The 26,847-nt window shown below is 63.2% G+C and carries 22 protein-coding genes and 7 pseudogenes; 19 read left to right on the top strand and 10 right to left on the bottom strand.

All coding sequences use genetic code 11. The features are described 5' to 3' along the window. Positions 1-65: 65 nt before the first annotated feature. A complete protein-coding gene (locus YO9_RS0109160; RefSeq protein ID WP_016997204.1) occupies positions 66-866 on the top strand; it encodes a 3-hydroxyacyl-CoA dehydrogenase family protein in 801 nt (266 codons plus the stop codon). On the opposite strand, the gene YO9_RS0109155 is transcribed toward YO9_RS0109160, so the two are convergent. Continuing rightward, positions 857-1,708: a LysR family transcriptional regulator gene (locus YO9_RS0109155; protein WP_016997203.1), complete on the bottom strand. Its 852-nt coding sequence runs from the start codon at positions 1,706-1,708 to the stop codon at positions 857-859. The two genes, YO9_RS0109160 and YO9_RS0109155, sit on opposite strands and share 10 nt — an antisense overlap. A 193-nt stretch (positions 1,709-1,901) precedes the next feature. Between YO9_RS0109155 and YO9_RS0109150 the strand changes: the two genes are divergently transcribed. The 6 genes and pseudogenes from YO9_RS0109150 (at position 1,902) to YO9_RS0109135 (ending at position 7,185) form a co-directional block, all read left to right on the top strand. Beyond that, positions 1,902-3,077, top strand: coding sequence for a CaiB/BaiF CoA transferase family protein (locus YO9_RS0109150; RefSeq protein ID WP_223286331.1), 1,176 nt, complete (start codon positions 1,902-1,904; stop codon positions 3,075-3,077). Continuing rightward, the gene (locus tag YO9_RS0109145; RefSeq protein ID WP_016997201.1) at positions 3,070-3,495 is read left to right on the top strand and encodes an acyl-CoA thioesterase; all 426 of its coding nucleotides are present in this window, start codon (positions 3,070-3,072) and stop codon (positions 3,493-3,495) included. Before YO9_RS0109150 ends, YO9_RS0109145 begins: the two co-directional genes overlap by 8 nt. Positions 3,496-3,562: 67 nt before the next feature. Continuing rightward, positions 3,563-3,885: pseudogene (locus YO9_RS21535) on the top strand (acyl-CoA dehydrogenase family protein); the annotation flags it as partial. Beyond that, the gene (locus tag YO9_RS19910; protein WP_396350738.1) at positions 3,877-4,239 is read left to right on the top strand and encodes an acyl-CoA dehydrogenase family protein; all 363 of its coding nucleotides are present in this window, start codon (positions 3,877-3,879) and stop codon (positions 4,237-4,239) included. The pseudogene YO9_RS21535 and the gene YO9_RS19910, both read left to right, overlap by 9 nt. Before the next feature lie 119 nt (positions 4,240-4,358). After that, positions 4,359-4,762, top strand: a pseudogene (locus YO9_RS21530) (acyl-CoA dehydrogenase family protein). Positions 4,763-4,863: 101 nt separating this feature from the next. After that, positions 4,864-7,185: an ATP-binding protein gene (locus tag YO9_RS0109135; RefSeq protein WP_223286330.1), complete on the top strand. Its 2,322-nt coding sequence runs from the start codon at positions 4,864-4,866 to the stop codon at positions 7,183-7,185. Positions 7,186-7,288: 103 nt separating this feature from the next. Here YO9_RS0109135 and YO9_RS21905 read toward each other — a convergent pair whose 3' ends face one another. Both YO9_RS21905 and YO9_RS21900 read right to left on the bottom strand, forming a co-directional pair. Further along, entirely contained in the window at positions 7,289-7,825 is a 537-nt protein-coding gene (locus tag YO9_RS21905; protein WP_472973942.1) for an FAD-dependent phenol hydoxylase family protein, read from the bottom strand. A 186-nt stretch (positions 7,826-8,011) separates the two neighbouring features. After that, positions 8,012-9,123 (bottom strand): annotated as a pseudogene (locus tag YO9_RS21900) (FAD-dependent monooxygenase); the annotation flags it as partial. 397 nt (positions 9,124-9,520) lie between these two features. On the opposite strand from YO9_RS21900, the gene YO9_RS0109125 reads away from it, so the two are divergent. Next, positions 9,521-10,552, top strand: coding sequence for a phosphatase PAP2 family protein (locus YO9_RS0109125; RefSeq protein WP_223286329.1), 1,032 nt, complete (start codon positions 9,521-9,523; stop codon positions 10,550-10,552). A 167-nt stretch (positions 10,553-10,719) separates the two neighbouring features. Here the strand turns inward: YO9_RS0109125 and YO9_RS0109120 are convergent, their stop codons facing one another. Next, positions 10,720-11,538 carry an MBL fold metallo-hydrolase gene (locus YO9_RS0109120; RefSeq protein WP_317259803.1) on the bottom strand — a complete coding sequence of 273 codons (819 nt, stop codon included), beginning with the start codon at positions 11,536-11,538 and terminating at the stop codon, positions 10,720-10,722. Positions 11,539-11,660: 122 nt separating this feature from the next. On the opposite strand from YO9_RS0109120, the pseudogene gluQRS reads away from it, so the two are divergent. From gluQRS to YO9_RS0109100, 4 genes and pseudogenes are all read left to right on the top strand, one after another. After that, positions 11,661-12,562, top strand: a pseudogene (gene gluQRS, locus YO9_RS0109115) (tRNA glutamyl-Q(34) synthetase GluQRS). Between the two features lie 104 nt (positions 12,563-12,666). After that, positions 12,667-14,208: a sodium/proline symporter PutP gene (gene putP, locus YO9_RS0109110; protein ID WP_016997198.1), complete on the top strand. Its 1,542-nt coding sequence runs from the start codon at positions 12,667-12,669 to the stop codon at positions 14,206-14,208. A 278-nt stretch (positions 14,209-14,486) separates the two neighbouring features. Then, positions 14,487-14,819, top strand: coding sequence for a helix-turn-helix domain-containing protein (locus YO9_RS0109105; protein WP_031272986.1), 333 nt, complete (start codon positions 14,487-14,489; stop codon positions 14,817-14,819). Further along, positions 14,816-15,658, top strand: a complete 843-nt coding sequence (locus YO9_RS0109100; protein WP_016997196.1) for an IS3 family transposase — start codon at positions 14,816-14,818, stop codon at positions 15,656-15,658. The genes YO9_RS0109105 and YO9_RS0109100 overlap by 4 nt, the downstream gene beginning before the upstream one ends. Positions 15,659-15,814: 156 nt before the next feature. Here YO9_RS0109100 and YO9_RS0109095 read toward each other — a convergent pair whose 3' ends face one another. The 3 genes and pseudogenes from YO9_RS0109095 to hrpB all read right to left on the bottom strand — a co-directional run bounded on the left by YO9_RS0109095 (position 15,815) and on the right by hrpB (position 20,897). Continuing rightward, complete coding sequence (locus YO9_RS0109095; protein ID WP_016997195.1) at positions 15,815-16,783, bottom strand: L-lactate dehydrogenase; 969 nt, start codon at positions 16,781-16,783, stop codon at positions 15,815-15,817. Positions 16,784-16,926: 143 nt separating this feature from the next. Further along, a complete protein-coding gene (locus YO9_RS0109090) occupies positions 16,927-17,886 on the bottom strand; it encodes an HpcH/HpaI aldolase/citrate lyase family protein (RefSeq protein ID WP_396350737.1) in 960 nt (319 codons plus the stop codon). Positions 17,887-18,280: 394 nt separating this feature from the next. Then, positions 18,281-20,897 (bottom strand): annotated as a pseudogene (gene hrpB / locus YO9_RS0109085) (ATP-dependent helicase HrpB). A gap of 66 nt (positions 20,898-20,963) precedes the next feature. Here hrpB and YO9_RS0109080 point away from each other — a divergent pair. Together YO9_RS0109080 and YO9_RS0109075 are read left to right on the top strand one after the other, a co-directional pair. Beyond that, positions 20,964-21,185: a hypothetical protein gene (locus tag YO9_RS0109080; RefSeq protein WP_016997194.1), complete on the top strand. Its 222-nt coding sequence runs from the start codon at positions 20,964-20,966 to the stop codon at positions 21,183-21,185. Then, a complete protein-coding gene (locus YO9_RS0109075) occupies positions 21,169-21,690 on the top strand; it encodes a DUF805 domain-containing protein (protein ID WP_016997193.1) in 522 nt (173 codons plus the stop codon). Before YO9_RS0109080 ends, YO9_RS0109075 begins: the two co-directional genes overlap by 17 nt. A 21-nt stretch (positions 21,691-21,711) precedes the next feature. Here the strand turns inward: YO9_RS0109075 and YO9_RS0109070 are convergent, their stop codons facing one another. Together YO9_RS0109070 and YO9_RS0109065 are read right to left on the bottom strand one after the other, a co-directional pair. Beyond that, the gene (locus YO9_RS0109070) at positions 21,712-22,245 is read right to left on the bottom strand and encodes a hypothetical protein (RefSeq protein WP_016997192.1); all 534 of its coding nucleotides are present in this window, start codon (positions 22,243-22,245) and stop codon (positions 21,712-21,714) included. After that, positions 22,242-22,475 (bottom strand): helix-turn-helix transcriptional regulator, encoded by a 234-nt coding sequence (locus YO9_RS0109065; protein WP_031272984.1) that lies wholly within the window; start codon positions 22,473-22,475, stop codon positions 22,242-22,244. The genes YO9_RS0109070 and YO9_RS0109065 overlap by 4 nt, the downstream gene beginning before the upstream one ends. 142 nt (positions 22,476-22,617) lie before the next feature. Here YO9_RS0109065 and YO9_RS0109060 point away from each other — a divergent pair. The 4 genes and pseudogenes from YO9_RS0109060 to YO9_RS0109050 all read left to right on the top strand — a co-directional run bounded on the left by YO9_RS0109060 (position 22,618) and on the right by YO9_RS0109050 (position 25,726). Beyond that, positions 22,618-23,573, top strand: a pseudogene (locus YO9_RS0109060) (1,4-dihydroxy-2-naphthoyl-CoA synthase). A gap of 47 nt (positions 23,574-23,620) precedes the next feature. Then, positions 23,621-24,601 (top strand): AMP-binding protein, encoded by a 981-nt coding sequence (locus YO9_RS0109055; RefSeq protein ID WP_223286328.1) that lies wholly within the window; start codon positions 23,621-23,623, stop codon positions 24,599-24,601. Then, positions 24,577-24,774 (top strand): AMP-binding enzyme, encoded by a 198-nt coding sequence (locus tag YO9_RS17740; RefSeq protein ID WP_016997189.1) that lies wholly within the window; start codon positions 24,577-24,579, stop codon positions 24,772-24,774. The genes YO9_RS0109055 and YO9_RS17740 overlap by 25 nt, the downstream gene beginning before the upstream one ends. A gap of 74 nt (positions 24,775-24,848) precedes the next feature. Further along, a pseudogene (locus YO9_RS0109050) lies at positions 24,849-25,726 on the top strand (1,4-dihydroxy-2-naphthoate polyprenyltransferase). An 85-nt stretch (positions 25,727-25,811) separates the two neighbouring features. Here the strand turns inward: YO9_RS0109050 and YO9_RS0109045 are convergent. Then, positions 25,812-26,096 (bottom strand): DUF4229 domain-containing protein, encoded by a 285-nt coding sequence (locus YO9_RS0109045; protein WP_223286327.1) that lies wholly within the window; start codon positions 26,094-26,096, stop codon positions 25,812-25,814. 127 nt (positions 26,097-26,223) lie between these two features. Between YO9_RS0109045 and YO9_RS0109040 the strand changes: the two genes are divergently transcribed. Next, a complete protein-coding gene (locus tag YO9_RS0109040) occupies positions 26,224-26,802 on the top strand; it encodes a PLDc N-terminal domain-containing protein (RefSeq protein WP_016997187.1) in 579 nt (192 codons plus the stop codon). Positions 26,803-26,847: the final 45 nt, after the last annotated feature.

Raw genomic sequence — 26,847 nt, 5'->3', positions numbered from 1 at the left:
AATCCCCTGGAGGGCGTCAAGCACGTCACCGTGATCGGTGCCGGTGCCATGGCTCCCAGATCGCCATGGTGTCCGCGCTGGCCGGATACACCACCGCCCTCGTGGACATCGCCGAGGAGTACGTGGAGCGCGCCAAATCTCAACTTGAATCCCGCATGAATCGCGATGTCGAAAAGGGCCGCCGTTCTCAGGAGGACGTGGCAGCCGCGTTCGATCGGCTCACATTCACCACCGACCGCGATGGGAGCGCCGCCCAGACGGACTTCGTCATCGAGGCGGCAGTGGAGGATCTGGGTATCAAACGTGAACTGTTCACGGAGCTGGACCAGATCTGCCCACCGCACGCGATCCTGGCCACGAACTCGTCCAATATCGTGTCCTCCCGCGTGGCCGATGCGACCGAACGCCCGGACAAGGTCTGCAATTTTCACTTCTTCAACCCTGCCCTGGTCATGGAGTGCGTGGAAGTGGTTCCCAATGAGCACACCTCCGCTGAGACGGTCGAAACGGCGGTGGCCTTGGCCAAGTCTTTCGGCAAGAAGCCCGTGAAGCTCAAGCAGGAGACCCCCGGTTTCGTGGCCAACCGTCTGCTGGGTGCGCTCCGCACCGAGGCGCTCAAGCTTTACGAAGAGGGCATTGCCGACTTCGAGGACATCGATGTCGCCGCGAAGACCGCGCTGCGCCATCCCATGGGCCCGTTTGAATTGATGGACCTGGTGGGTGTGGACGTCGTTTACTTGATCCGTATGGCCGAGTACGAGCAAACCGGAAATCCGGAGAGCCTCCCGCGGCCCGCCATCAAGGAGCTCTATGAGGCCGGCCGCTTCGGACGAAAGTCCGGGCAGGGCTGGTACAGCTACGACTGAGCGTTCTGCTCACCGGTGTGGCGGGCCTCGGCGAACATCGTGCGCGCGATCTGGATCACTGATCGCAATGCAGGGTTGCGGTCCGAGGCCCGCCACACCAATCTGACTTCCAGCGGGCGCTGCTCCTCAGCGAGCGGCAGGAACACCACGCCGTCAGATGACACGTTGTCGCGCACGGAATCCAGACTCACTGCACACCCGATTTCCGCGCCCACCAGCACGACCAGGGTCCAGGAATCCGGGGCGGTCTGCACCACACGTGGCACGAATCCCGCGCTCATTGCCAATGAGTTCAAACGGTTCGAGAGCGCCGATACCGCTCCGCCAGGCAGGGTGACCCACGATTCCTCGGACAGGCTGGCCATGCTCACGCGTGATTGATTCGCCAGCGGGTGGTTCTTGGGCAGCACCACCATGACCTCTTCTAACGCGAGAATGCAGGAGTTGAGTTCGGCGGGGATGAAATCCCAGCGCCCGATGACCAAATCGAGCGAATCGTCCAGAAGCCGTTCCAGGCCCAGGTGCGAGAACTGCGAACTGTGCAGATCCAGCATGAGGCCGGGCCGTTTGGCCTTCACCTGCCGAGCAAGCTCACCGACCTTGTGATTGATAGACGCCCCAGCAAAGCCCAAGCGCACGCGCCCGGTCTCGCCGCTCACAGCGTCTCTCACGGCCTGCCTAGCTTCTTCAGAAGTTGCCACCAGCCTCGTGGCCGGTTCGACCAGTGCTTTTCCCGCGGGGGTGAGTGCCACGTGACGAGTACTGCGCTCGAAGAGTTCCGCACCCAAGCTTTTCTCGACCTGTTTGATGAGTCTGCTCAGAGGGGGCTGGGCGACCCGCAATCGGGTAGCCGCTCGTCCGAAATGTAGCTCTTCGCAACCGCGAGGAACGCCTTGGCCTGGTGCACTTCCATCAATTGCCGCCTTTATTGCGTTTCGAGCATCACCGGGGGACGCAATTTATATTAGACAGAGCCTAATAGCGGTGGTTATGTGGTTCAAGACACATTCGATTCCACCCTTAGAGGTCACCTTCATGACGCTGCCAACCACCGAGGCTCCCCGGGGCCCTCTCAGCGGAGTAGTCATTGCTGATTTCACCCGCATTCTCGCGGGACCGTACTGCACCATGCTCCTGGCCGATATGGGCGCCACAGTCATCAAGGTCGAAGGTCCCGGTGGCGACGATTCCCGCCAGTGGATCCCGCCGCACCGTGACGGTGTCAGCACCTACTTCCTGTCCGTGAACCGGAACAAACACTCGGTGGTGCTGGATCTCAAGGACCCGGCAGACCTGGAGACCGCTCATCAGATCGTGGATTCCGCGGACGTTTTCGTTGAGAACTTCAAACCGGGCGGTCTGGAACGCTTCGGGCTCGACGCCGCTTCAGTCGCGGAGCGCTGGCCGCACGTGATCCACGCGAGCATCACAGGGTTCGGGACCGAGGGCGGTCGCACCATGCCGGGCTACGACCTGCTGGTGCAGGGCATGTCAGGATTCATGTCTGTCACCGGTAACCCGGACGGGCCGCCTCAACGTGCAGGCGTAGCCATGTTCGATGTGATCACTGGTTTGCATACCGCCATCGGAATCCTGGGCGCATTACATGAACGTGCACAGTCCGGCCAGGGCCAGCACCTGCAGCTGGACCTTCTGTCCTCCGCCTTGTCCGGGTTGGTCAACCAGACCACCGGCTATGCGGCCTGCGGCAACGTGCCCCAGCGCTTGGGCAACGATCACCCGAGCCTCTATCCCTACGGGCCCTTCCCCACCAGTGATAAAGACCTGATCATCACCGTGGGCAACGACAACCAGTTCGCGCGACTGGTGGACACCTTGGGTGTGGCACACCTGGCCGATGACGAACGCTTTGCCACGATGAAGGGCCGTAACAACCATCGCGACATTCTCCGGCCCATGTTGGTAGAAGCTCTCTCCACCGGGACCGCCGACGAATGGTTCACCAAGTTGCAGGCCCAAGGGATTCCGTGCGCGCCCATCCTCAATATCGATGAGGGCGTGCAATACGCGGAGCGCCTGGGCCTGAACCCCGTGGTTGAGACCGGCGCTGGCGAGAATGCTGTTCCCACCATCAAGAACCCCATGTCCTTCAGCCGCACGCCCGTCGGTTACGACAAAGCGCCACCAGCTCTGGGGGCAGATCAAGCAACCGTGCTCGCATGGCTAGAGGAGCGCCGTCGTCATGACTGAGACCAACCAACCGCAAGGCACCAAGTTCTCGCGTGAGATCGACTTGCGTTGGTCCGATCAAGACGCAAACGGCCACGTCAACAATGCTCGTGCGATCACGCTGGTGGAGGAAGCGCGGGTGCGTGCTGCCCTGCATTGGACGGGCACCATGCCCAACGGTGCGCGACCTCGTGTGGTGCGCTCGCTCAACGTGGACTTCTTTCGGCCCATCAATTACGGACCTGAGCTGTGGGCGCACGTGTGGATTTCCAGGATCGGCTCCACGTCCTACACCGTGCACCACGAACTCCACCAGAACAACAAACCGTGCGTCGTGGCGGAAACCGCGATCGTCCAGCTCAACCCCGAAACCCAGAAGCCCGAACCCCTGGACGATCAGATGCGCCAGGCTCTCTCGAGCGCGCTCATCACCGAATAACCCTGACCTTCAAGACCGCCACGAAGCGGTCATCACCGCCCAATCACTTGCTACTGAAAGGCCCACCATGACCGCGATCATCGACCATCCTGACTTCTTCCTCCTCGACCAGGACCTCTCCCCCGAGGACATTGAGCTGCGGGACAAAGTCCGAGCCTTCGGCCAGAAGGAAATCCTGCCGACCATCAATGAGTACTGGGAGCGGGCGGAACACCCCGAGCCGGTGTTCGCCAAGCTGCCCGAGTTGGGAATCATCGGCTCGTTCATCCCCGGTTACGGGTGCCCGGTTTCTCACGTCAGACTGCGGGCATTGTGGCTCGCGAGTTCGGCCGTATCGACGGCTCGTTCAACACGTTCCTGGGCGTGCACTCCAATCTGTGCATGGGCAGCATCTACATGCTCGGTAACGAGGAACAGCGAAACCGCTGGCTCCCGGTCATGGCCAAGCTCGAGAAGACGGGCGCCTTTGCCCTGACCGAACCGGATCACGGTTCTGACTCCGTCTCCCTGGAAACCTCCGCCCGCAAGGAAGGCAACCAGTGGGTCATCAATGGCCACAAGCGATGGATCGGAAACGGCCATGCCGCCAACGTGATCGTGCTCTACGCCCGCGATGAAGCCGATGGCCAGGTCAAGGCCTTCGTAGTCGAGAAGCAGGACAACGGCGAGTACCCCGAGGGTTACCGACCCGAGGTGATCCAGGCAAGATCGCCAAGCGCGCCATCAACCAGGCGGACATCGTGATCGAGAACCTCAAAATCCCCGATGAGAACCGCCTGCCCAACTGCAACAGCTTCAAGGACGTCAACCTGGTCCTGAAGGCCACCCGCGGAGGCGCGTCCTGGGAGGCCCTGGGCCATGGCATGGCTGCTTTCGAGATCGCAGCTCGATACGCCCTGGACCGCGAGCAGTTCGGTGCCCCCATTGGCAGCTTCCAGCTCGTGCAGGAAAAACTCGCCACCATGCTCGCGGATCTGACCGCCATGCAGCTCATGTGCACCCGCATGGCTCACCTGGCGGAGAACGACCAGCTCACCGATGCCATGGCATCCATGTCAAGATGTTTACCTCCCGCAAGGCCCTGGACATGTGCCGTACTGCCCGCGACATGCTCGCAGGCAACGGCATCCTCCTGGAGAACCACATCGGCCGCCACCTCACGGACATGGAAGTCGTCTCCACCTACGAGGGCACTGACTCCATGCAGGCACTCATTGTGGGTCGCGAAATTACCGGTATTTCTGCGTTCACGCGCAAACGGAAATAACCAACGGCAAGTAACCGTCGAACCCGACTGTTGGAGCCCCGGCACGCGCACTGCCGGGGCTCCAATTCTCTTCCCCGCTTCGCCGCGAGAAGATGTTGGACATGAGTAACCAAACAGCCGGTCAGGATTCTTTGACGAGTAATGCCGCTGTGACCACGTTCGTGGGACGCCGCAAGGAGCTGACCGAGGCCCGGGCTGCGCTGTCCCGATCCCGGCTCACCACGCTCACCGGACCGGGCGGTGTGGGAAAGACCCGTTTGGGGATTGAGGTATCACAACGATCCCAGCGTCACTACAAAGACGGCACGTGGCTGGTGGATCTCGGGGCGTTGAACCGCGGCGCTCCCATCAGTGCAGCTGTTGCCTCTGCCCTTGCCGTGCCGGATCAGTCCAACCGCACGGCACTGGAACGAGTGGTGAGCTACTTGCGCGATAAGGAACTGCTGCTGTTCCTGGACAACTGCGAGCACGTCCTACCTGGGGCTGTCGATCTTGTCGACCGTGTGTTGGCCGCCGCCCCCGGCGTGAGGGTTCTGACCACCAGCCGCGAACCGCTCAACATGGCAGGCGAGCTGGTCTACCCCGTCCCTCCCCTGGCCATGCCGTCCATGGAGGATGAGCACTCGGGCCAGGATCTGGAAAACTTTGAATCGGTGGCTTTCCTGATGGATCGGGCCCGCAATGTGGTTCCCGATTTCGCAATCACCCCTGAGAACCGGCGAGCAGTGATCGAACTGTGCACCCGTTTGGATGGAATGCCTCTGGCCATTGAATTCGCCGCGGCACGGCTTCAGAGCATGTCCGTGACACAATTACTGGACCGATTGGACCAGCGGTTCCGCCTACTCTCTCGTGGTTCTCGTCTTGCCCAGCCCCGCCACCGTACGCTCCAGGCCCTGATCGATTGGAGCTACGAGCTGTGCAGCCCCCAGGAACAAATGCTGTGGCAACGGCTCTCGGTGTTTCCTGGGAGTTTCGATTTGGACGCGGCCGAGGAAATCTGCGGATTCGGCGATCTCAGCCCCGACTTCGTGCTGGATCTTCTGGACCAGCTCGTCTCAAAGTCCATTGTGCTGACGGAACGCACCGGCGAAACCGTGAGGTACCGCCTGCTCATGACGGTGCGAGAATACGGCGCGGAACAGTTGGAAGAGGGGGCGGGGAGCGAATTGCAGCGCCGCCACCGCGACTGTTATTTGCGCCGAGCGGAAACCATGGTCGATCAGTGGTGCAGCCCTCGACAGGGCGAGTTCATCCTCCGAGCCAGGACCGAACGCCACAATTCGATGGCTGCCCTGGGGTGGTCGGTGAGTACGCCGGGCGAGTTGACCGCCGCCACACGCCTCGCTGTTGCGCTGCGCCACCATTGGGTGTCAGACGGTTACCTCAGCGAGGGGCGGCACTGGCTCGATAGCGTGTTGGACGGGTACGACGACGCCGCGGCCTCACCCGACCGTGGGGCGGCCTTGTGGGTGGTCAGCTGGGTCAGTCTGCTGCAAGGCGATCACCAGGCCGGGGCCGAGTATCTGGCCGAGTGCCGCGAGGTCGCAACCATGCTGGACGATGACGGGTTACTGGCCCACACCCGGCACTGGTCGGGACTGCACAGTCTGTTCACCGGTGACCTGATGACATCGATCAGAGAATACGAACGCGCCGTAGCCGCACACGACCGAGTGGGTGACACGGGCGCCAGCCTTACGGCACAATTCCAGCTCGGAATGGCCCAGGTTTTCCACGGTGACCCCCGAATCGCTCTGGCCACGTGCGACCGCGCCATTGAGACGGCAATCGAGCACGATGAGCTGTGGAACCGTGCGTATGCGTTGTGGATCAGCGGGATCTGCCATTGGATGCTGGGTGATCACCGGGCTGCCCATACAGCCGCCACCGAGGCTCTCACGATCCAGAAGCATTTCCAGGACGCGATCTGCGCCGCCCTGACGATCGAATTGCTTTCATGGATTGCCGCATCCACTCGGAACTTCCCGCGAGCTCTCGAGCTTTCCGGTGCCGCAGCCAATGTGTGGCGCAGTCTGGGCACCACCATCGGTGCCTTCGGGCCCCACATTGAACAGATCTCCCAGGCATCCGCCCGTCGGGTTCAGCAGGGGTTGGACCCCACCCAACGGAGCTCCCGTCCCTTCGATCAGAGGCCATTGTCCAAGGAGGAAGCCATTGAGGTCGCTCTGACAGAGCCGGAGGAGAACGCTACCAACGAGATCGACTTCGATCCCCTGACACGCAAAGAATGGGAGGTCGCGGAACTCGTGGCGCGAGGGATGACCAACCGGCAGATAGCTCAGGAGTTGGTTGTTTCTCCCCGCACCGTGGACGGTCATGTGGGGCGGATTCTCACCAAGCTGGGGTTCGCATCGCGCATGCACATCGCTTCGTGGGCCGACGACAAGAGAGCGGACTAGGAACCCCCGCGACCAGAAAACGGAGTGTGGCCCCGGACCTGCTGGTCCAGGGCCACACTCCGTTTCCCTCAGCGTTCAGTCACGCCGCGCCGCCAATCCAGTGTCAGCCCGCGACCGGCGCCTTAGTCCGCACAGCCGGCACCACGCCCGCGAGGAACTCCTCGATCTCGGCTGTGTCATCCAGCGGGAACACACCGGCCACGTATTGGTCCGGGCGGACCACCACCACGGCCCCGTCCTTGCTGATGCCGCGCTCCTCAAAGATGTCGTGGTCCTCCAAGGTGCCGAAGACCTTCTCCATGTCGGTCAACTGGAACTTGCCGATCTTGGGCTTGAACGCAGCAGGCACGTCAGAGACGTCGAACTCAGTGTGCAACTGACGATGAATCAGTTTGGTGTCGAACAGTTCGGGCGAAAGCGCGCCTTCGGCCCAGCGAGCCCAGTCCTGCAGGGGCTGGGAGGCGCCCGGAGCGACGTCGTCCGCGAAGACATACACCCGCCAGCGGCCGTCCGCAAAGTGGTCGTGACCGATCTGCATGGGCACCAGGTCGCACACCCGCCCTGTCATGGCGGACTTGAAGCGCCGCCCCAGGGGGTAGCCTTCCGCGAGCTTCTGATGACGGTTGTTCGTGGTGATCATGGACGGTTCGTATTCGGTGAGGTAACCGGCATTGAACTCGGCGTTCTGGATGTAGAACTCCTCAAGTTCACGCGGATTCTCGAACTGATCGCTGGGCTGCGCCATGAGAGTAGACCATGCCTTGTCAAACTCGATCAGGCGGTGAGCGATGTCCTTGCGCTCCTCAGCGTAGGTGCGCAGCAGCGACTGGGGGCTGTTCCCGGATAGCACATGACCCAGCTTCCAACCCAGGTTGAACCCGTCCTGCATGGACACGTTCATCCCCTGGCCGGCTTGGCGGAGTGGGTGTGACACGCATCGCCGGTGATGAAGACGCGAGGATCCTCGCTGGAGGTCTTCTCCGAGGCCCGGTCGTCGAAGTGATCGGACACGCGGTGACCCACCTCGTAAATCGAATGCCACACCACGTTCTTCACGTCCAACTTATACGGGCTCATGATTTCTTGCGCTGTTGCAATAACGTCCTCGAGCGGGGTGTCACGTACCGAACGATCACCGTCCGCAACTTCGCCCAGATCCACGTAGAGGCGGAAAAGGAATCCGCCCTCACGCGGGATCAACAGAATCGTGCGGCCGGTCGAGGACTTGATGGTGCATTTCTTGCGCACATCCGGAAAATCGGTGTCCGCGTAGACGTCCATGACACCCCACGCGTGATTGGCCTGCTTGCCGTGCAAGCGGTAGCCCAAGGACTTCCGGACGTTACTGCGGGCCCCGTCAGCACCCACCACGTACTTGGTACGCACCTGGATTTCCTGGCCCTCTTCCGGACCCGCGGAACGGCGCAGGGTGACAGTGATCGGGTACTCCTTCTCCTCCGAATCGGGAGCAACTTCCATGTCCACAAATTCATAACCGTAGTCCGGTTCCATCCGGGTCGGCGCGTTTTTCATGAACCGGTTGAAGTGGTCGATGATGCGCACCTGGGTGATCAGCATCATGGGCCACTCACTGAATTCCGGCGGGAGTTCGCGGGTGCTCATCTCGCGGATGATGCGCTGGGGATCCTGAGGGTCCGGCTTCCAGAACGCCATGTCAGTGATCGTGTGGGCTTCCTCGTAGATCTCGTGAGCGAAGCCGAAGGCCTGGAACGTTTCCATGGTTCGGGAGTGCACACCATCGGCGTTGGCCAGCGGGAGTCGGTGCCCACGGCGCTCGATCAACCGGGTGTTGACGTTCGGGAAGCGGGACAGCTGAGCCGCGGCAATCGAGCCGGCGGGGCCACAGCCCACAATCAGTACATCCATCGTTTCCGGCAGTTCTTCAGGGCGGTCCACCCCGTAGCCCTGGGCGGGCATGGTCATCGGATCGCCGGTCTGGTAGCCATCTACGTGAAACTGCATGGGATCTCCTTGGTGTGCGGAAGGGACAATTCCCTATGTCGTGGATCACACGCTAGGAAGGCTCGATTGAACGAGACAAGCAAATTCGCAGCCCAGCATGGACAACCCAGCAAAAAACGTATCCGCTAGCACACAAACCCCTGCGGCGAAAGGGTGAGACTACGCGTGTTTCACATTGGGAGCGCATTCGTATCGATTGATGGGGCCGTCCCCGGCACCCATTCCGTGCCGGGGCTCCAATCCGTTAAACCAGCCCCTCTCAGCCCCACCAAAGCCTGCCGTGGCAAGATAATGCGATGGCCGAGTCACCCGGATCCGGCCGCGATCAACGATTCCCCCGATAGGCTGCCCGTTGTCTTTCCCTCCCGCGCCCGCGCGTCCCGTATCCGCACGCTCCGTGATCCGACCGTTGGTCACGGTCGTGTTCCTGTGGACGTGCGTGGGCATCGCGACCTACATCAGCCTCATGACCATGACGGGTCAGTCCCTGGATGACGAGGCACTCGCCCAGGCCAAGGCCGATCGCAACAACTTCTTCCCGTGGATTTTTCTGGCCGCGGCACAGCACGTGCCGGAACTCGTCTCCATCGCGGCAGCCGTTCTGGCGCTCGTGTGGACCATTCGCACCCGCCGGTGGATCCCCGCGGTCGTCGGGTTGGGGATGATCCTGGGGGCCAATTTCACGACACAGTTCCTCAAGCGAGTGCTCCTGGACAAGCCTGACTTCGGCATTCAGCTCATCGTGCACAATTCATTCCCGTCCGGGCATACGACGGCCACGGCCACGATCCTGGTGACGCTCCTGCTGGTCGCTCCCCCGCACCTCCGCGCCAAGACCGCCACGTGGGGCTGGGTGCTCGCGGCCATCACGGGCATGCTCACGGTTCTCAACGGTTGGCACCGCCCGTCGGACGCCGCCGCAGCTCTCCTCATCGTGGGCGGTTGGGGCGTGCTCGCCGTCCTTGCGATCAGGCTCGCCGACGCCGCTCTCGCTCGCCCCGGGGCTCGGCCCACCGATGTGTATCGCCGTGTCCGAGACAAGATGGACGCCCACCGCGAGAACCTTCAACAGCGAGAAGAACGTGGCGACAGCGCTTACATTCCGCCCACGGGATCTCAACAGCGGCAACACGGTCAACCGAGTCAATCGCATCCGTACCAATCAGGGATCGGGCAGCCCGGCCCCCGTGGACCCGGAAACCCGCGCTTCAGCACCCACGGCCCCGCGGCGGCGTCGTACGCGGATGCCCCGTATTCGAACGCACCCAACCCACAGGCCCAACAGCAGTACCCGCCCGCGGGATACCAACAGAATCCGTACGCGCAATACGCCGCCCCGGCTACGGTTACCGCGCAGCAGTGCGCCCACGGAAGGGCACGGTGATCACCTTATTGGTGTTGGCGATCGGCCTGGCCGTGGCCGTGGCACTGATGCCGTCGCTCGCCGTGGCCGGAACCTGGGCAGGTCGGGCAAACGTTATTGCGGGATACCTTGGGATTGCGGCTGCTGCTGCTCTGAGTTGGCGGTCTGTGGCTCGCTGGCTGCGGTCTCTATCCTGACGGTGGCCAGCCGATCCAAGAAGATCCGGGCCACCCCCGCCTGATACGGGAGCCTGAACATGGACGCGGTGGCCGTGCCCGCGGATGCCGGATCGGCCTGTTCCGCGCGCTTGATCGCGAGTGCATGGTGTCCGCCTGTTGCAGCACGAACGTGTTGGAGACCGGGCTACCGTGGCCGGGTACGAAGACTTTGTACCGCTCCAACGTGGCCAGCGAGTGCAGGGTTTCCACCCATCGCTGCGGGTAGGAGTCCTCGAAACTGGGATCCGCGCCTTCTTCCACCAGGTCACCGCAGAAGACGATGTCCTCCACGCCCACACACACGTCGTTGTCGGTGTGGCCAAGCCCCAGGAAGAACAGCGTCACGGGTTTGTCACCCAGTTCGATACGCGTCAGTGACGGCCTGCGACCGTTGCCGGGCAGCGTGTTGGTGGGGAGCACGAGTTGGGTGTCCAGGCCATCCGCGTCTCCCATTTCGGGCTCTTGGGTCCCCACGAAACTGCGCTGGAAGTCACCGTGATCTCGCATGGCCGCCGCGCACGCCTTATGGGCCCAGAATTCAACAACTCCGGCGCGTTGGAACACGGCGTTACCCATGTAATGGTCGTAGTGAGCGTGGGTATTGACCACGGTCAGGGGCAAGTCTGTGACCTCACGAACGGCGGCCAAGATCTCGCGCCCCTGGCGCGGCCCCGCACCCGTATCGATGACCAGGGCACGCTGAGATCCCACGATGAGCCCGGAGTTCAACCTCCAGTTCTCCGTGCCAATCACGTAGACGCCGTCGCGCAGCTCGTGGATGCGTGCCATGCCGAACAGCCTAACCGCCCCCGGGCCCCTCTACATCCACCCAGCGATTGAAGTTACGCGGTGCTAGCCTGTGCGGCGTGCTCCCGTCCCAGCCCGCCTCGCAGCCTTCGAACGACGCCGCCCTGCCGCCCGCCGGCCGGTTCGCACCCTCGCCGTCGGGAGACCTTCACCTGGGCAATTTGCGCACTGCGCTGGCCGCGTGGGGATTCGCTCGCGCGACCGGTAGAAAGTTCATCCTGCGGGTTGAAGACCTGGACCGTGTGAAGAAGGGCGCTGCGGAGCGCAATATTGCCGATCTGGCCGCCATCGGCCTGGATTGGGACGGCCCCGTGGACTACCAGGCGCCGCGCATTCCACAGTTCCTAGAAGAGGTGCAACGCCTTACAGATGCCGGGCTCACCTATGAATGTTTCTGCACTCGCAAGGAAATTCACGCGGCCGCCTCGGCACCGCACGGGATCCCCGGGGCTACCCGGGTACGTGCCGGAACCTGAGCGAAGAGACCCGCGAGCGGCGTCGTGAGGAACGCCCGCCGGCCATCCGACTGCGCTCGGGCGTGACCGAATTCACCGTGCACGACTACTTTGCCGGCGAGTACACCGGCGCAGTGGACGACATGGTGCTGGTGCGCAACGACGGCACTCCCGCGTACAACCTGGCCGTGGTCGTGGACGATGCCCAGCAGGGGATCGACCAAGTGGTGCGCGGCGACGATCTACTGCCGTCAGCGCCGCGGCAGGCCTACCTCGCGGAGCTACTGGGATACCGGACCCCCGAGTACGTTCATGTCCCCCTGGTGCTGGGCCCCACGGGCGCGCGGTTGGCTAAACGCGACGGAGCTGTAACACTTGAGGAATTACACGCTCTGGGTTACAGCGCGCGAGACGTGCTGCTGTGGCTCGGTGAATCGCTGGGGGTTAACCACCCCCTCAATACCACGGCTGACTTGCTGAAGGACTGGAATCCCGGGGCCTGGAACACGGACCCCGCCAGCTTCACGGAATGGCCCGAAAAACGGGCCTGAAACCACCCTTAAGGGTGGGCAACGACACTTAACGGCTTTGGGTAGCTAAATAACGTCCCCTACAGTGGACGCCGTCCAAATCTCTCGCACCGGAAGGTACACCTATGTCCGACCAGGCGTATCAACTCATCGCGATTGTGATCTATTTCTTAGGCATGATCGCGATTGGCCTGTGGGCCAACAGTAAGACAAAGAACCTCGACGATTACATGTTGGGGGGAAGAAATCTCAAGCCCGGCGTGGCAGCGCTGTCCGCGGGTGCTTCGGATATGTCCGGCTGGTTGGTCATGGGCCTGCCCGGTGCCGTGTACCTCGCCGGCATGGTTGAAGCCTGGATCGCCATCGGTCTGACCATTGGCGCCTGGCTGAACTGGAAGTTCGTGGCGCCGCGACTGCGTGCGTACACCGAGGTTTCCAACAACTCGATCACCATTCCGTCCTTCCTGGACAGCCGACTCAAGGGCAACACCCGCATGCTGCGCGTGGTGTCCGGCATCATCATTCTGGCGTTCTTCACGTTCTACGTCTCCTCCGGCATGGTCGCGGGCGGCGTGTTCTTCATGTCCTCCTTCGGCTCCTCCTACCTGGTAGGCATGCTGCTGATCGCCGGCGTGACCGTGCTGTACACGTTCTTCGGTGGCTTCCTGGGTGCGTCCTACACGGACCTCTTCCAGGGCATTCTCATGCTGGTTTCGCTGCTGCTGGTCCCGATCATCGGTTTGATCATGGTGGGCGGCCCGGTCGAGATGGTGGATCGCATCCAGAACGTGAACCCGGACGCTCTCTCGTTGGTCGCCAGCGGCACCGCTGTGGGCATCATTTCCGCGCTCGCCTGGGGCCTGGGTTATTTCGGCCAGCCGCACATCATCGTGCGCTTCATGGCGCTGCGTAGCCCGGCCGATGCCAAGACCGGTCGCCGTATCGGTGTCGGTTGGATGATCCTCTCCGTGGTCGGCGCGATTTGCACCGCTCTGGTGGGCATGGCCTACTTCGGCAACCGCCCGGATCAGGAAGCTACGGACCCCGAGGCCATCTTCTTGGACATGTCTCAGGTGCTGTTCCACCCGGCCCTGGCCGGCCTGGTGCTGGCAGCCGTTCTGGCAGCCATCATGTCCACCGTGTCATCGCAGTTGATCGTCTCCTCCTCCGCATTGGTGGAAGACCTCTACGGCCTGGCCGTCAAGAAGAAGCCCTCCAACAAGGCACAGGTCTGGATGGGTCGTGCCGGCGTGCTGCTGGTGTCCGTTGTCGCCGCAGCTCTCGCCTGGGAGCAGAACGCGACCATTCTGGAGCTCGTGAGCTTCGCGTGGGCCGGCTTCGGTTCCGCATTCGGCCCCGTGGTGCTGCTGAGCCTCTTCTGGCGCAAGCTCACCAACACCGGTGCGATCGCCGGCATGATCGTGGGTGCCGTGGTGGTCTTCACCTGGCAGTACACTCCGTGGAGTGACCTCTACGAGATCATCCCCGGCTTCTTCCTGGGCCTGCTGGCCGCTGTCGTCGGCTCGCTGGCCACCTACAAGCACAACCCGGAGATCGAGGCCGAGTTCGACGAAGCCGTCCGGATCGTCAACAACCCGGGACAGGCCACCCCTGCCGCCGCTGCTTCGGAGCCCGTCGAGTCCGACGCCGCTACCGGTCGCCGCTAAGTTCCACCTAGTGGCGGGGAAATTCCCCGCACACGAAGTAGGGGCCCACTCACCTTTTTGAACTGACCCCCGGAGTGGACTGAGTAATTCGGTTCCAACTCCCGGGGGGTCAGTTCATGGGGAAGCAGAGTGCTCTGACGCAGGAGCAGCGCATCTACGCGGTAGCCTGCTTTGAGGAAGGACGCGGCGAGCGATCAGTCGCGAGGGAAATCTGCGTGAGTAGGTCAGCCGTGAAGCGGCTCTACCATCGCTGGCGCGTTCGTGGTCGAGGAGCACTGGTGACCAAACCGACGAAACAGTCCTACTCGTTTGAGATCAAGCTGGCGGTCGTCACGCGCTTCCTGTGCGGGGAACCCAAGGTCGATCTCGCCCGCGAGTTCGACCTGTCCTCGCCGAAACTCATCGAGACGTGGGCGAGGAACTACCGTGCCAGGGGCGAGGATGCCCTGAAGCCACGACCACGTGGCCGGCCACGCCGATTAGCATCGACTCAGGACGGCGAGGAGTCGGAGCTTCAACAGCTACGACGCGAGGTCGAGTATCTTCGGGCTGAGAACGCTTACCTGGGAAAATTGCGGGCCTTGAGGGAGCAACAACGACGGACAAAGTGAATGCCGTCCTCGCCCTCAAGGCTGAACACTCACTCACCACACTTCTCACCGTCGCTTCTCTTGCCCGATCGACGTTCTTCTACCACCAGGCACGCCTGGACACCGCGGACAAGCACGCCGCGTTGAAGGCCGAGATTCAGCGGTTCTTCCACCATTTCGCCGGCCGTTACGGGCACCGACGGATCCACGACCGGCTGCGCCGGACGGGATGGGTGGTGTCGAAGAAGACGGTCCTCAAGCTCATGCGAGCCCTGGGGCTGCGGTGTCAGATCCGCCGCAAGCGCTACACCTCGTTCAAGGGCAAGATCGGCCAGATCGCTGCCAACCGCTTGGAACGAGACTTCACCACGACCGCCCCGAACCAGAAGTGGGTCACCGACGTGACTGAATTCCGCGTCGGAGAGCGGAAGGTCTATCTCTCGACGGTGATGGACCTCTTCGACCGGCAGATCATCGGCCACACGACCGGGACCTCCCCGAACCTGGTATTGACCAATACCTCGCTGCGGCAAGCATTGGTGGGGTTGCCATCAGACCAGAAACCCATCGTGCACTCCGATCAAGGCTTTCAGTATCAGCACGCTTCCTGGCGACAGCTCCTGAACGGCCGAGCGATCCAGTCGATGTCGCGCAGGGGCAATTGCCTCGACAATGCCGTGATGGAGAGTTTCTTCGGGCATCTGAAGGACGAGCTCTACTGCAACACCACGTTCCTCACCGTCGAGGCACTGACCACAGCGATCAATGCCTACATCACCTGGTTCAACACCGAGAGGGCACATTCAACGCTGAAGGGCCTGAGCCCGGTGGAATACCGGACCCAGGCCCTAGCGGCCTAAGCTTTTACTTGGCCAGTCCAACTTCTTGGGACCAGTTCATTTTGGTGAGTGGGCCCCTACTTTTGCTTTCGAGGACGACGGCGCTCGCGACGTCGTCGTCCTTCGCCCCCGTTCCCGGGGCGGTTGGGTGACCCGTGAATTGAGCCGGTCGCGTGCTCAGAAACCGAGCGAAGCGAGGGCCTTGCGCATGGCCTGGGCGGAATCACGCAACTGCTGCTCCTCGTGCTCGCCCATGGGGATCGCGAGCGGCTGCTCAACACCGCGGCGGCCCACGATGGACGGAACCGACAGCGCGAGCCCGCTGATCCCGTGAAAATCATCGAGGATAGATGAGACGGGCAGCACGGAGCGCAGGTCACGCAGAATGGCCTCGGCAATGCGAATGCCGGACAGGCCGATCGCGTAGTTGGTGGCGCCCTTGCCCTCGATCACCTTGTAGGCGGCGTTGACCACCTGATCGGTCATCTCCGCCAGACGCTGCTCGGTGAAGGGTTTGTGACCGTCGATCTCCCAGTCCCGCAGCGGAACCTGGCCGATGGACGCGGAGGACCACACGGGGAACTCGGAATCGCCGTGCTCGCCGATGATGTACGCGTGCACGCTGGTGGTGTTGACCTGCGCCTCGTTGGCGATCATCCAGCGCAAGCGGGAGGTGTCCAGCACGGTGCCGGAGCTCAGGACTTGGCGGTACGGCAGCCCCGTGATCTTCTGCGCGACCACGGTGAGCACGTCACACGGGTTGGTCACGAGCACGAAAATCGCGTTGGGCGCGTGCTCCAACAGCTGAGGCATCAGGGACTTGAGGATCTCGGTGTTGGCCCCGGCCAGGTCCAGGCGGGTCTGGCCGGGCTTCTGTTTGGCTCCCGCGGTAATCAGGATGACGTCCGAGTTCTTGAGCACGGACACGTCATCCGAGCCCTCCACGCGGGTATCTGAGGCGAACATCTGCCCGTGGGACAGGTCCAGTGCCTCGGCTTCGACCTTGGCGGTGTTGAGGTCGTACAGGGCGATATCGGTCGCGGTGCCGCGGATCATGGCCGCGTACGCCAGCGAGGTTCCCACCGACCCCGCTCCCACAATGCCGATCTTGGTTCTACGGACGGTGGCTTCACTGCTGGTGGTCATAGAAACTCCCCGGTTACGCGGATACGTCCCGCAGGCTCACGTGTGTGTGAGCTGCAGTGGTCATGTGGTCTTGCCACAGTCCATTGTGACGTATCCGCCGTGCCGGGGATAGTTCGTGTGACGAGGTCAACTACCTCGTGTTGTTATTGGATGCCCACCCAGTGACTAGCAGTGATAGGTGTCGGTGGGAGCCTCGAAGTGCACGTCGTAGCCTCCGGGATACTCATACCGAACGAGGTGGCCAAACCGAGCACCTTGCGTGCACGGGCCAGACGGGGCAGGTCGGAGCCGTTGCGGATCTGACCGCCGTCAGCCTCGAACTCCTGCAGGAAGTCGGTGGCCCAGGACAGCTCGTTGAGGCTCGGGGACAGACCTTCGTTGACCGTGGCGGTCTGCTCGGGCATGAGGCACAGCTTGCCGGTCATACCGAACTCGGAGGTCACGCCGGTGGCCTCTGCGAGCTTGGCGCCGAGTGCACCAACAGCCGGACCGTCGATCGGGCCGGGCAGGTTGGCCGCCCGCGAGGCGATGGTGAACTGTGAACGGGTGTAGGCCAGGACCATGGGACTCTCGCCGAAACCGGTGTCACGGCGGTAATCACCGATACCGAACGCTAAGCGGTAGGTGGAGCGCGCCGTGGCAATATCCTGCAGATTCTGCACGCAACGGGCAGTTTCCACCAGAGCAACAATGCGGGTGCCGCGCAGCATCTCTGCCGTACGGGTCACATGCTCCGGGGACTCGGTCATGGCCAGCATGACGCCTTCCAACCCGGGAGCTTCGCGCAGGGCACGGAGGTCTTCTTCCCACCATGCGGTACCGAAACCGTTGATGCGGACCCACCCATGGTTGAGTTCGTGGTTCTCATTGCGTGAGGACAGCCACTGGATCACGTTCTGACGGGCTGCGGCCTTATCCGCTGGTGCCACCGAGTCCTCGACATCGAGGACCACGACATCCGCTGCGCTGTTCGCCGCCACGTCGAAGCGCGCGGGCTGCGCACCGTTGACGAGCAGCCACGAACGGGCCAGCTCCGGACCAACCTTGGGATTCTCAGTGGTCGTAATGGTCATTTCGATGGTTTCTGACAGGGTGGTGGACATGATTCACTTCTCGATCTGTGTCTAAGAACGGACACGCTCCCGCAACAGAATGTGCGGTGAAAGCGCGGGTCAGCCGAGCGCCTGAACCAACCTGAGAGATGAAGCGGTCGGAGCGGGTCAACTGCCAGTAGAGAGCCCTAGGCCGTGCGGCACCAGTTCGGTGCGTTGACAACCTGCGCGTGAAAGATGGCACGCCGGGCAAAAGCGGTAGGGCTACCGTAACCAAGATCACATCGAGACTCAAATCGAGCGGTTCCACGGGGACCGTTGCAAGCTGGTCGACGCAAAAACCCATTTCCCTGAGGCCGCTGCACACGGATCGACAGTAAGGCCAAAATCCTCGACGGTACGGGTCGTACGGTCGATCAGACTGCACGAACGCCTCGATTCAGTTTCACCCACCACTTCGCTTCTTGGTTCGCGCCGTGGCCACCGCGTTCCAGGGGTCTTCGGGCCAAGGGTGCTTCGGGTAGCGGCCGCGCATTTCTGAGCGGACCTGTTGGTACGGGCCGGACCAGAACGACTTGAGGTCGTCCGTGATGGCCAATGGTCGCCGCGCGGGAGACAGCAGGTGGAACTGCACGGGCACCCGACCGTCCACCAAGCGCGGTGTATCCGCCCAACCAAAACATTCTTGTAATTTCACGGCCACCACGGGCGGTTGCTCGGGGTCCTCGGTCGAATAGACCTCCGGGTAGTCGATCCGCGCTGTGTTCCCACTCGGCACCGCCAATCGCTGCGGTACCAGCTCCTCCAGCCGGCTGGCTTCTGGCCACGGCAGGAGCCTGCGGAGCGCATCAGCCACCTTGATCGACCGCAGCGACGCTCCTTGCGCGATTTCTTGTAATTCCACGCTCAACCACTCGTCGAGTCGGTCCAACAGCGCGGAGTCATTCATGGCCGGCCACGGATCGCCCAGGTGCCTGTGGAGCAAGGCGAGGCGGGCGCGGAGGGAGCGAGCGGCGTCGTCCCAGGGCAGCAGATCCAGGCCCTGGCTGTGCAGTGCGCTGCGCACGGCGGGCAGGGCGGTCTGCGGATCTGCTGCGATGGGTGTGGAGGACAGTTCGATGGCTCCCACCCCTCGGACCCGGCGGGCTCGAACCTTGCCGTTCTCGAAGCTTCCGCGAGTCTCCTCGCTCGCCAAAGAACCCGCGATGAGCAGTGCCGTGGACTCATCCAGTGGCGCAGCCGCACGAATCACCGCTCCGGTACCAGCGGCCGCTTTTCCGGCGGCGCGGCTCAGTTCCGCGACAGCGATCCACTCGTGTTGCCGCAGCGGGCTCCTCGGCTCGAGTCCCGCTCGAGTTCCCGACGCCAGCAGCCACTGTTCCCCCGCATTGTAGACCCGCTTGGCGATCCACTCGGGTTTCCCCAGACCGACGACGGCGCCCTCCCGCACATCGCGCGCTACCTCGCCGTGCGTGCCGCGCTCCACAGCACCCCTGTCATCCACATCGGAGCCTGTTCCCCGGCAATCCGATCCAACCGGGACACCTCCCGCTTCCACCGCGCGGACTCCGCTCCACCGCCCGAACGCAACCGACGAACAAAGGCGGGGATGTCGGCACCAGGGATGCGAGCGCCGTCGGCGATGGCCGCGATGACCTCGGCAGCGGCGCGACGCCCAACCAAGGTGGAGCCGTCCAACAGGGCCCGCCCCCATCGGGGCTCCACAGGCATGCCCACGAGGACGCGGCCGAGGTCGGTAGCGCGACCGTCGCCGTCAATAGCGCCCAGGCGCAGGAGCTCGGCTTCGGCGGCCGCGCGAGCACGCGGTGGCAGCGGATCCGGCAGGGAAAGCCCGTCACCACCCGGTGCACCCCAAACGGCAAGCGCCAAGCAGGCGAACGTGAGGTCGGCGGTGCGCACCTCGGGAACGGTGCGGGCTGGCATAGCGCCCCAGGTGGCGTCGTCGTAGCAGCGGACCACGGTGCCGGGTCCCTGGCGAGCGGCTCGACCGGCCCGCTGATCGGCCGATGCCTTGGAAGCGGAAACCGTCACCAGCCCCGAAATCCCGCGCCCGGCATCACGGCGCGGCTGACGCGCCAAGCCAGAGTCGACCACCAATCGCACCCCGTTGACCGTTAGCGACGATTCCGCGAGAGACGTGGTGACCACGATTCGCGGCGGCTCCCCCGGTTGGCGCCCAGCGACCGCTCGGTCCTGCTCCCGAGGCGAGAGCTGACCGTGTAGTTCCAAAATTTCGGCGTCGGACAGCCTGTGGAGTTCGGATGCCACGCGGGAGACTTCCCGCGCGCCGGGCACGAATACGAGGCGTCGGCGCCGTCATGAGCTTTGACCGCTTTCGAATGGGCCTCCGCAGCCGCGCGAGCCACGTGCGACAGGAACGCGGGAGTCACCCCGCGATCGTCCAGACGTTGTGGCCCTGGGGCCCACTCGACGTTCAGGGGATACAGCGCGGATGGGCAATCCACTATGGGCGCGGGAGTGTCCTCACCCAGCAAGTCGGCGAAGCGGGCGGCATCCACGGTCGCGGACATCGCCACGATGGTCAGGTCATCGCGCAGTTCTCGCAGCTCCGCGAGCATGCCCACCAATAGATCGGACTCCACGCCCCGCTCGTGCACCTCGTCCAAAACCACCGCCGCCGTCCCCGGCAGGTCCGGGTCCCGCAGCAGGCGCCGAAGCATGATCCCGGGTGTCACGAACTCGATGCGCGTACTCGGTTTCGTGGTGCTTTCGCCGCGAACGCTCCAGCCGACGACGTCGCCCGGTTGCGATCCCGTCAGCGCAGCCAGTCGGCGAGCGGCTGCCCTGGCGGCTACCCTGCGCGGTTGCACCACCACAACGCGACCGGCGGCCTGGGAGGCGGGAGCGGCGCCGGCAAGAACGTTGGCGATCACCGGCGGAACCAAGGTGGTCTTACCCGTCCCTGGCGGGGCCTGAACCACCGCGACACGCTGCTGGAGCACGCTCTCCAGGTTGGACACGGACTCCGCGAAAGGCAGGTCGTGACCAATCCGTTCCAGGTCAAAGGGGGCGGCACTCATGGTTTCAAGTATTGCCGAGACCTCGGACACGGTTGTTACGGTGGAAACCCCGAAAAGGAGGAACGGATGGACTCCACCGTCAGACTCGGCCGTGTGCTGGGCATTGCGGCGATCGTTGCTGGGGCCGGAATCGTTCTGGTGACGGCGCTGACAGAGGCCGGGAACTTGGCCACTGGATTCTTGGGTTTCATGACCCTGATAACCGGCGCATGCGCGGTCATGATGGCCAATCGACAAGGCACGCAACAGGCCGCGACCTCCAGGAGTTCTGATGACGTCCACCGCTAAACGTGTCTTCATGGACCGTGAGGTGCGGTCGTTCCATGATCTGCCATCGGGTGGGGCGAACATGTCCCCGTGGCAACAGTTCGCCACGGCCGTTCGGTTGTTCTACCGGAACTATTTTCGCCTCAGAGGCCGAGCAACTCGTCGAGAGTTTTGGTGGGCCGTTCTCTTCCACGCTCTGATTTCTGTCGTGTTCATGGTGATCAGTTATGTGGTCACCGGTGGTGAGGTAGTCGACATTTCTCGCGATGCTCTGCCTTTGGTTCTAGGCGATTCCGTGACGTTGGCCTCACTGATGGCCACATGGCACACGTTGAATATAATCCCGTGGATCACGTTGCTCGCTCGCAGATTCCATGACACTGATTCCAGCGCCGCCTTGCTCTTCACGCTGCTTATTCCGGTGGCGGGTTTGGTCATCGTCATCATCTACGCGCTGACCGCCTCCAACCCTCGGGGAGTGCGTTACGACCCGCCTAACCGTTCAACCAGCCGATCCGTGCAGTAAAGAATTCCCATGCCTCTGGAATCATTGCGGCGACCGCTTGGCCTTTCGCAGTCCTTGGATCAGTCCAAAGAGGCCAGCGAGTCCACCCGCCATACCTCCCACGGCAGCTCCTAGGAGGAAACCTCTGAGGAAGCCGCCATTCTTGACTGGATCGACGGACGGGGCAGCCAACAAAGAGTCACCGGTCCACAGCGTGTAGCTGACCACCGCGCATGTAAGGACCATGGCGCCCGAGAAGATCGCAGCGTTGACCACGGTCGAACGTGCACCCGCCGTTTCGGCCATCATCTGGATGTCCACGCCCTTGCGCTTCGCGTACCAACTCGCCGCGAGCGATGGACATGCGATCATCGCTAGCAGGGCAGCTGGGAGCAGAAGGTATCCGAAAAGGGCAGCGGTGAAAGCTCCGGCAGCACCCAGATACAACGCGATGGTGAGGCCGAACGTGCTGGACTCCATGAACACCGACCGCTCTCGCTCATCACCGTAGGCTGGGCTGTCCAGATCCATGACCTGGTCAGCCATGTGACCCATGACCGTATCTTTGCGAGTCATTTCTTGTCTCCCGTCTCATCGACGAACAGTTCTTCCACGGTTCCGCCGAGCACACGGGCAATTCGTAATGCCAGGTACACAGACGGTGCGTAATCTCCCTGTTCGATCGCAATGATCGTTTGCCTGCTGACGCCAACATCCAGCGCCAATTCGGCCTGCGTGATGCGCTGCGACTTACGCAGATCCCGGATGGGATTCGCCGCAGCTGCACTGGGTTCGCGGTTCGTCATGTACATAATGTTAAGGATTCTTGACATTCAAAGTCAAGAATAGTTGACATAGGGTTAGGGTGCCCACAGATAGTCCGCCACTCAGAGTCGGGCGCACCATCACTTCCCATGCCTGTCCGCACTCCCACCTAAAGTGGTACCCATGACCAACGCGCAGCTTCCCGAGCAGGTATCCGAGATTCTCGACCCCCAGCAGTGGCGACAGGTGCAGGGCTTTGAGGACCTGCAGGACATTACCTACCACCGCGGCGTCGAACGAGACGACAACGGTGAAGTGGTCAAGGACCTGCCGTGGGTCCGTATCGCGTTCGATCGTCCCGAGGTCCGCAATGCCTTCCGCCCGAGCACCGTGGACGAGCTCTACCGCACCCTTGACCATGCGCGCATGTCCTCGGACGTGGGCGCGGTCATCCTCACGGGCAACGGCCCCTCCGCCAAGGACGGCGGCTGGGCGTTCTGCTCCGGCGGCGATCAGCGCATCCGCGGCCGCGACGGCTACCACTACGCGGAGGGCGAGACCGCCGACTCCATCGATCCCGCTCGCGCCGGCCGCCTGCACATCCTGGAAGTTCAGCGCCTGATCCGCACCATGCCCAAGGTGGTCATTGCGGCGGTGTCCGGCTGGGCTGCCGGCGGCGGTCACTCGCTGCACGTGGTGTGCGACATGACCATCGCTTCCGCCGAGCACGGCAAGTTCAAGCAGACGGACGCCACCGTCGGTTCCTTCGACGCCGGTTACGGCTCCGCTCTGCTCGCCCGTCAGGTCGGCCAGAAGTTCGCCCGCGAGATCTTCTTCCTGGCAGATGAATACACCGCCGAGGATATGTTTCGCATGGGTGCCGTCAACAAGGTGGTCACGCACTCCGAACTCGAAATCTCCGCGCTGGAATGGGCCCGCAAGATCACCGCGCAGTCTCCGCAGGCCGTGCGCATGCTCAAGTACGCGTTCAACCTCCCGGACGACGGCATGGTGGGCCAGCAGGTCTTCGCCGGCGAAGCACGCGCATGGGTTACATGACTGACGAGGCCGTCGAAGGTCGCGACGCGTTCCTGCAGAAGCGCGACCCGGACTGGTCCGCGTTCCCCTACTACTTCTGATGCCTGACCTAGCCGGAAAACCACTCGCCGCGCCCACAGTGGGCGCCTTGCCGGCGGATACGGTCGTCTTCGACGGTCCGGTGGCGGGCGACCCGTTGGATCTCCTCGAGCCGCTGAGACAGGCGTTGTCCCGCCCCGGGCCGGCGGTGGTCGTCTCGACCTCCGGGTCCACGGGCCGCCCCAAGAAAACGGTCCTGACTACCGAGGCGCTGACGGCATCAGGTCAGGCCACCGAACGAGCCACGTCCGGTCCCGGTCAGTGGCTCCTGTGTCTCCCTTCGCACTACGTCGCGGGCGTTCAGGTTCTCGCTCGCTCCGTGCTCGCGGGCACCACACCAGTGGTCATGGAGCCCGGGCCGTTCACACCGGAGGGTTTCGCGCGGGCCGCAGCGGGCATGAGTTATGAGACGCGTTACGTGTCCGTGGTCCCCACCCAGCTGCAACGCATTCTTGATCCCGCCGACGCCGCTCCCCACCCGGATGCCGTGGCCGCCCTCGCGCGCTTCGACGCGATCCTGGTGGGCGGCTCCGCCCTCTCACCCGCCCTCGCCCAGCTAGCCGCCGACGCCGGCCTCACCCTGGTCAGCACGTACGGCATGTCCGAAACGTGCGGCGGTTGCGTCTACAACGGCCGGCCCTTGGACGTCGTCGAAATCCGCACGGTCCCCGACGACGCCGCTCCCGACCTCTCGCACTTCACCTCCCTGGCCACCCGCGAGCCCAAGGAGGGGCGCATTTGGTTAGGCGGCGGCGTCGTTGCCGGGGGCTATCTGGACGACCCCCGGCAGACCGGTGAGCATTTCCGCGTGATCGACGGACAGCGCTGGTACCGCACGGATGACCTAGGGCGGATCGACGAGGACGGGCCGCTGAGCGTACTGGGCCGCACGGATGACGTGATCAACACCGGTGGCATCAAAGTCTCCGCGGGAGTGGTGACCGCCGCCCTCACCTCACACCCCGAAATCCGGCAGGCCCTCGTGGTGCCGGTACCGGACCCCGAATGGGCCAGGTCGTCGCCGCACTAGTGGTGCCCCGCGGCGGTGCCCTTACTAACGAGCTACGGGCAGAGCTCAGCGATCTGGTCCGTGATCGGCACGGTTCCCCGGCCGTCCCCAAGCACTGGCGCGCAGTCGGTGAAATCCCCATGCTCGCCACCGGCAAACCGGATCGACAGACCGCAGTCCAAAGCTTCCGCTAGCTGGGCTTTCAATAAACTTTCCAACGCATGAGACAATAACGCGGTTCAATTCACCAGTTTTCGGAGGTATGTCCGTGGCCACGCCAGCACAGTGGTAGAGGGCGCACGTCTCAGGACCCTGCCCATGGCCGCGGCTCCCGTGATTGCCGGTACGCGCCGCGCAGCAGATGCACGCGGTGCACCTGGGTCATGCGGGGCTGGCGCTGCTCGTGGCGCTGTTCCTCCAGATCGGTGTGAACTACGCCAATGACTACTCCGACGGCGTGCGCGGCACCGACGACGAACGTGTGGGCCCGCTTCGGCTCACCGGCTCCGGAGCGGCGAAGCCGCGCAGGTGAAGCGCGCGGCGTTCTTGTGCTTCGGTCTCGCGGCTCTGGCGGGCGCGGTCCTGGTGGTGCTGTCCCAGCAGTGGTGGTTCGCGATCGTGGGCGTGGCTGCAGTCTTCGCCGCGTGGGGCTACACCGGCGGAAAGAAGCCCTACGGCTACTTGGGCCTGGGCGATATTTTCGTGTTCATTTTCTTCGGCCTCGTTGCCACTCTGGGCACCACGCTCACACAGGCCGGTCGACTGAACGTGGACGCCTGGATCATGGCGATCTCCACCGGCCTGTTCGCGTGCGCCCTGCTGATGGCCAACAATGTGCGTGACATCCCGGGTGACCGCGAGGTGGGCAAGAAGACCCTGGCCGTGCGCCTGGGCGATGCCAAGGCCCGTTTGACCTTCGCCGCGGAAATGGCCGTGGGTATGGTGTTGCCGCTGCTACTGGTGTCTTACAACCCGTGGGTGCTGCTCGTCTATGCGATGACTCCATTGGCCTTGGCCGCCAGTGCCACGGTACTCAAGAGCAAAGAACGCCGGGCGTTGATCCCGGTACTCAAGCAGTGCGGATTGGTGAATCTCGGATTCACGGTGCTCTACGCGCTAGCTGTGCTCGTCCACCAGTACGTTTAGGCCGGTGAGTTAGGGCTGGCCACAGAGCCAGTGGCCAGCCAAGGAGCTCCGAAGGTGTTCGGAGTTTGACGGTCTCAGAGGGAACTCAGATGTCTTTGCGAGCCTGCTGGTCCGTGTAGGAATCCTCGATCTCCTGATCCTCCATGGCCACGCGGTTCTTGGGCTTGGGAGAGCGGTCGATCCAGCGGTGGCAGTCCTGGCTGGCTGCCAAGTGCAGCTTGGGGAAGAAGATGTAGCAGATCGCGAACGCCGCCACGATGGCCGCGATGCCGGACAGGATCAGTCCCGCACCCACGTACATGGAGATCACGAACACCACGATCAGGATGCCCAACCGCAGCAGAGAGTACTTGAGGAAATTCACGGGCATCAGTCTACTGGCCTGCCCTGGACGCCCGCCCCATGCGATTCACACCTGTCACCCCGGTCTACGCCCATGACTTAACGCCCAGACACCGATGCGTCAGTGATCAGCATGCTCCCCTAGGATTGTGGCCATGGGCAGAGCGATACTCATCATCGGAGCAGGCGCCCTCGCCGTGGGTGTGATCATTTATTCACTCATCGAATGCGCCCAAACAGAAAAGTACAAGGTCAGGTCCCTCCCCAAGGGTGCGTGGATCCTCTTGATCTTGCTGCTGCCCGTGATCGGCGCGGTCCTCTGGTTGTTCTTCGGCCGCCCCAAGAAGGTGGACCCGAGCACTCAACCACAGCGCGGCCGTGGCCCGGACGATGACCCGCAGTTCCTGCGAAACTTGGAAGAGCGGCGTCGTCAACAGGAACATGAGCGCAGGCTCCAGGAGTGGGAGAACGAACTCAAACGGACGGGACGTCCCCCGGGAGAGAAGCCCCAACCGTTGGACCCGGACGATCCGCGCCTGAGCGAAGAAGTCCTGAATGACGCCGACGGCGCCCCCGAGACTGACGCCCCGGGCCAGAAAAACCCCGGCACCAACTTCCCCAAGGATGGCGGCAGCACCGCCACCGGAAGCGATAGGGACAACCCGGCGGACCCGGATGACGGTCCGGAACCGCGCCGCACCCGGCCCCCGCGCCTAGACCCTCCTGGGCCATGAGCTCTCGTCAGCCTAAGAACCCATAAAGGAAGTCCCGTAGCTCTC

The sequence above is a fragment of the Kocuria atrinae C3-8 genome (assembly GCF_000286355.1).
Lineage (GTDB): Bacteria > Actinomycetota > Actinomycetes > Actinomycetales > Micrococcaceae > Kocuria > Kocuria atrinae_A.
This window is presented reverse-complemented; position numbering and strand designations above follow the sequence as displayed.

Coding starts and splice junctions, on each gene's coding strand:
- YO9_RS0109150 (WP_223286331.1), top strand. CDS start 1,902: ATGACGCTGCCAACCACCGAGGCTCCCCGGGGCCCTCTCAGCGGAGTA.
- YO9_RS0109090 (WP_396350737.1), bottom strand. CDS start 17,886: ATGTCCACCACCCTGTCAGAAACCATCGAAATGACCATTACGACCACT.
- YO9_RS0109065 (WP_031272984.1), bottom strand. CDS start 22,475: ATGACGAACCGCGAACCCAGTGCAGCTGCGGCGAATCCCATCCGGGAT.
- YO9_RS0109040 (WP_016997187.1), top strand. CDS start 26,224: ATGGGCAGAGCGATACTCATCATCGGAGCAGGCGCCCTCGCCGTGGGT.
- YO9_RS0109095 (WP_016997195.1), bottom strand. CDS start 16,783: ATGACCACCAGCAGTGAAGCCACCGTCCGTAGAACCAAGATCGGCATT.
- YO9_RS0109120 (WP_317259803.1), bottom strand. CDS start 11,538: ATGGCACGCATCCACGAGCTGCGCGACGGCGTCTACGTGATTGGCACG.
- YO9_RS19910 (WP_396350738.1), top strand. CDS start 3,877: ATGGGCAGCATCTACATGCTCGGTAACGAGGAACAGCGAAACCGCTGG.
- YO9_RS0109135 (WP_223286330.1), top strand. CDS start 4,864: ATGAGTAACCAAACAGCCGGTCAGGATTCTTTGACGAGTAATGCCGCT.
- YO9_RS0109075 (WP_016997193.1), top strand. CDS start 21,169: ATGACGTCCACCGCTAAACGTGTCTTCATGGACCGTGAGGTGCGGTCG.
- YO9_RS0109045 (WP_223286327.1), bottom strand. CDS start 26,096: ATGCCCGTGAATTTCCTCAAGTACTCTCTGCTGCGGTTGGGCATCCTG.
- YO9_RS0109160 (WP_016997204.1), top strand. CDS start 66: ATGGTGTCCGCGCTGGCCGGATACACCACCGCCCTCGTGGACATCGCC.
- YO9_RS0109080 (WP_016997194.1), top strand. CDS start 20,964: ATGGACTCCACCGTCAGACTCGGCCGTGTGCTGGGCATTGCGGCGATC.
- YO9_RS0109145 (WP_016997201.1), top strand. CDS start 3,070: ATGACTGAGACCAACCAACCGCAAGGCACCAAGTTCTCGCGTGAGATC.
- YO9_RS17740 (WP_016997189.1), top strand. CDS start 24,577: ATGGGCCAGGTCGTCGCCGCACTAGTGGTGCCCCGCGGCGGTGCCCTT.
- putP (WP_016997198.1), top strand. CDS start 12,667: ATGTCCGACCAGGCGTATCAACTCATCGCGATTGTGATCTATTTCTTA.
- YO9_RS0109070 (WP_016997192.1), bottom strand. CDS start 22,245: ATGACTCGCAAAGATACGGTCATGGGTCACATGGCTGACCAGGTCATG.
- YO9_RS21905 (WP_472973942.1), bottom strand. CDS start 7,825: ATGATCACCACGAACAACCGTCATCAGAAGCTCGCGGAAGGCTACCCC.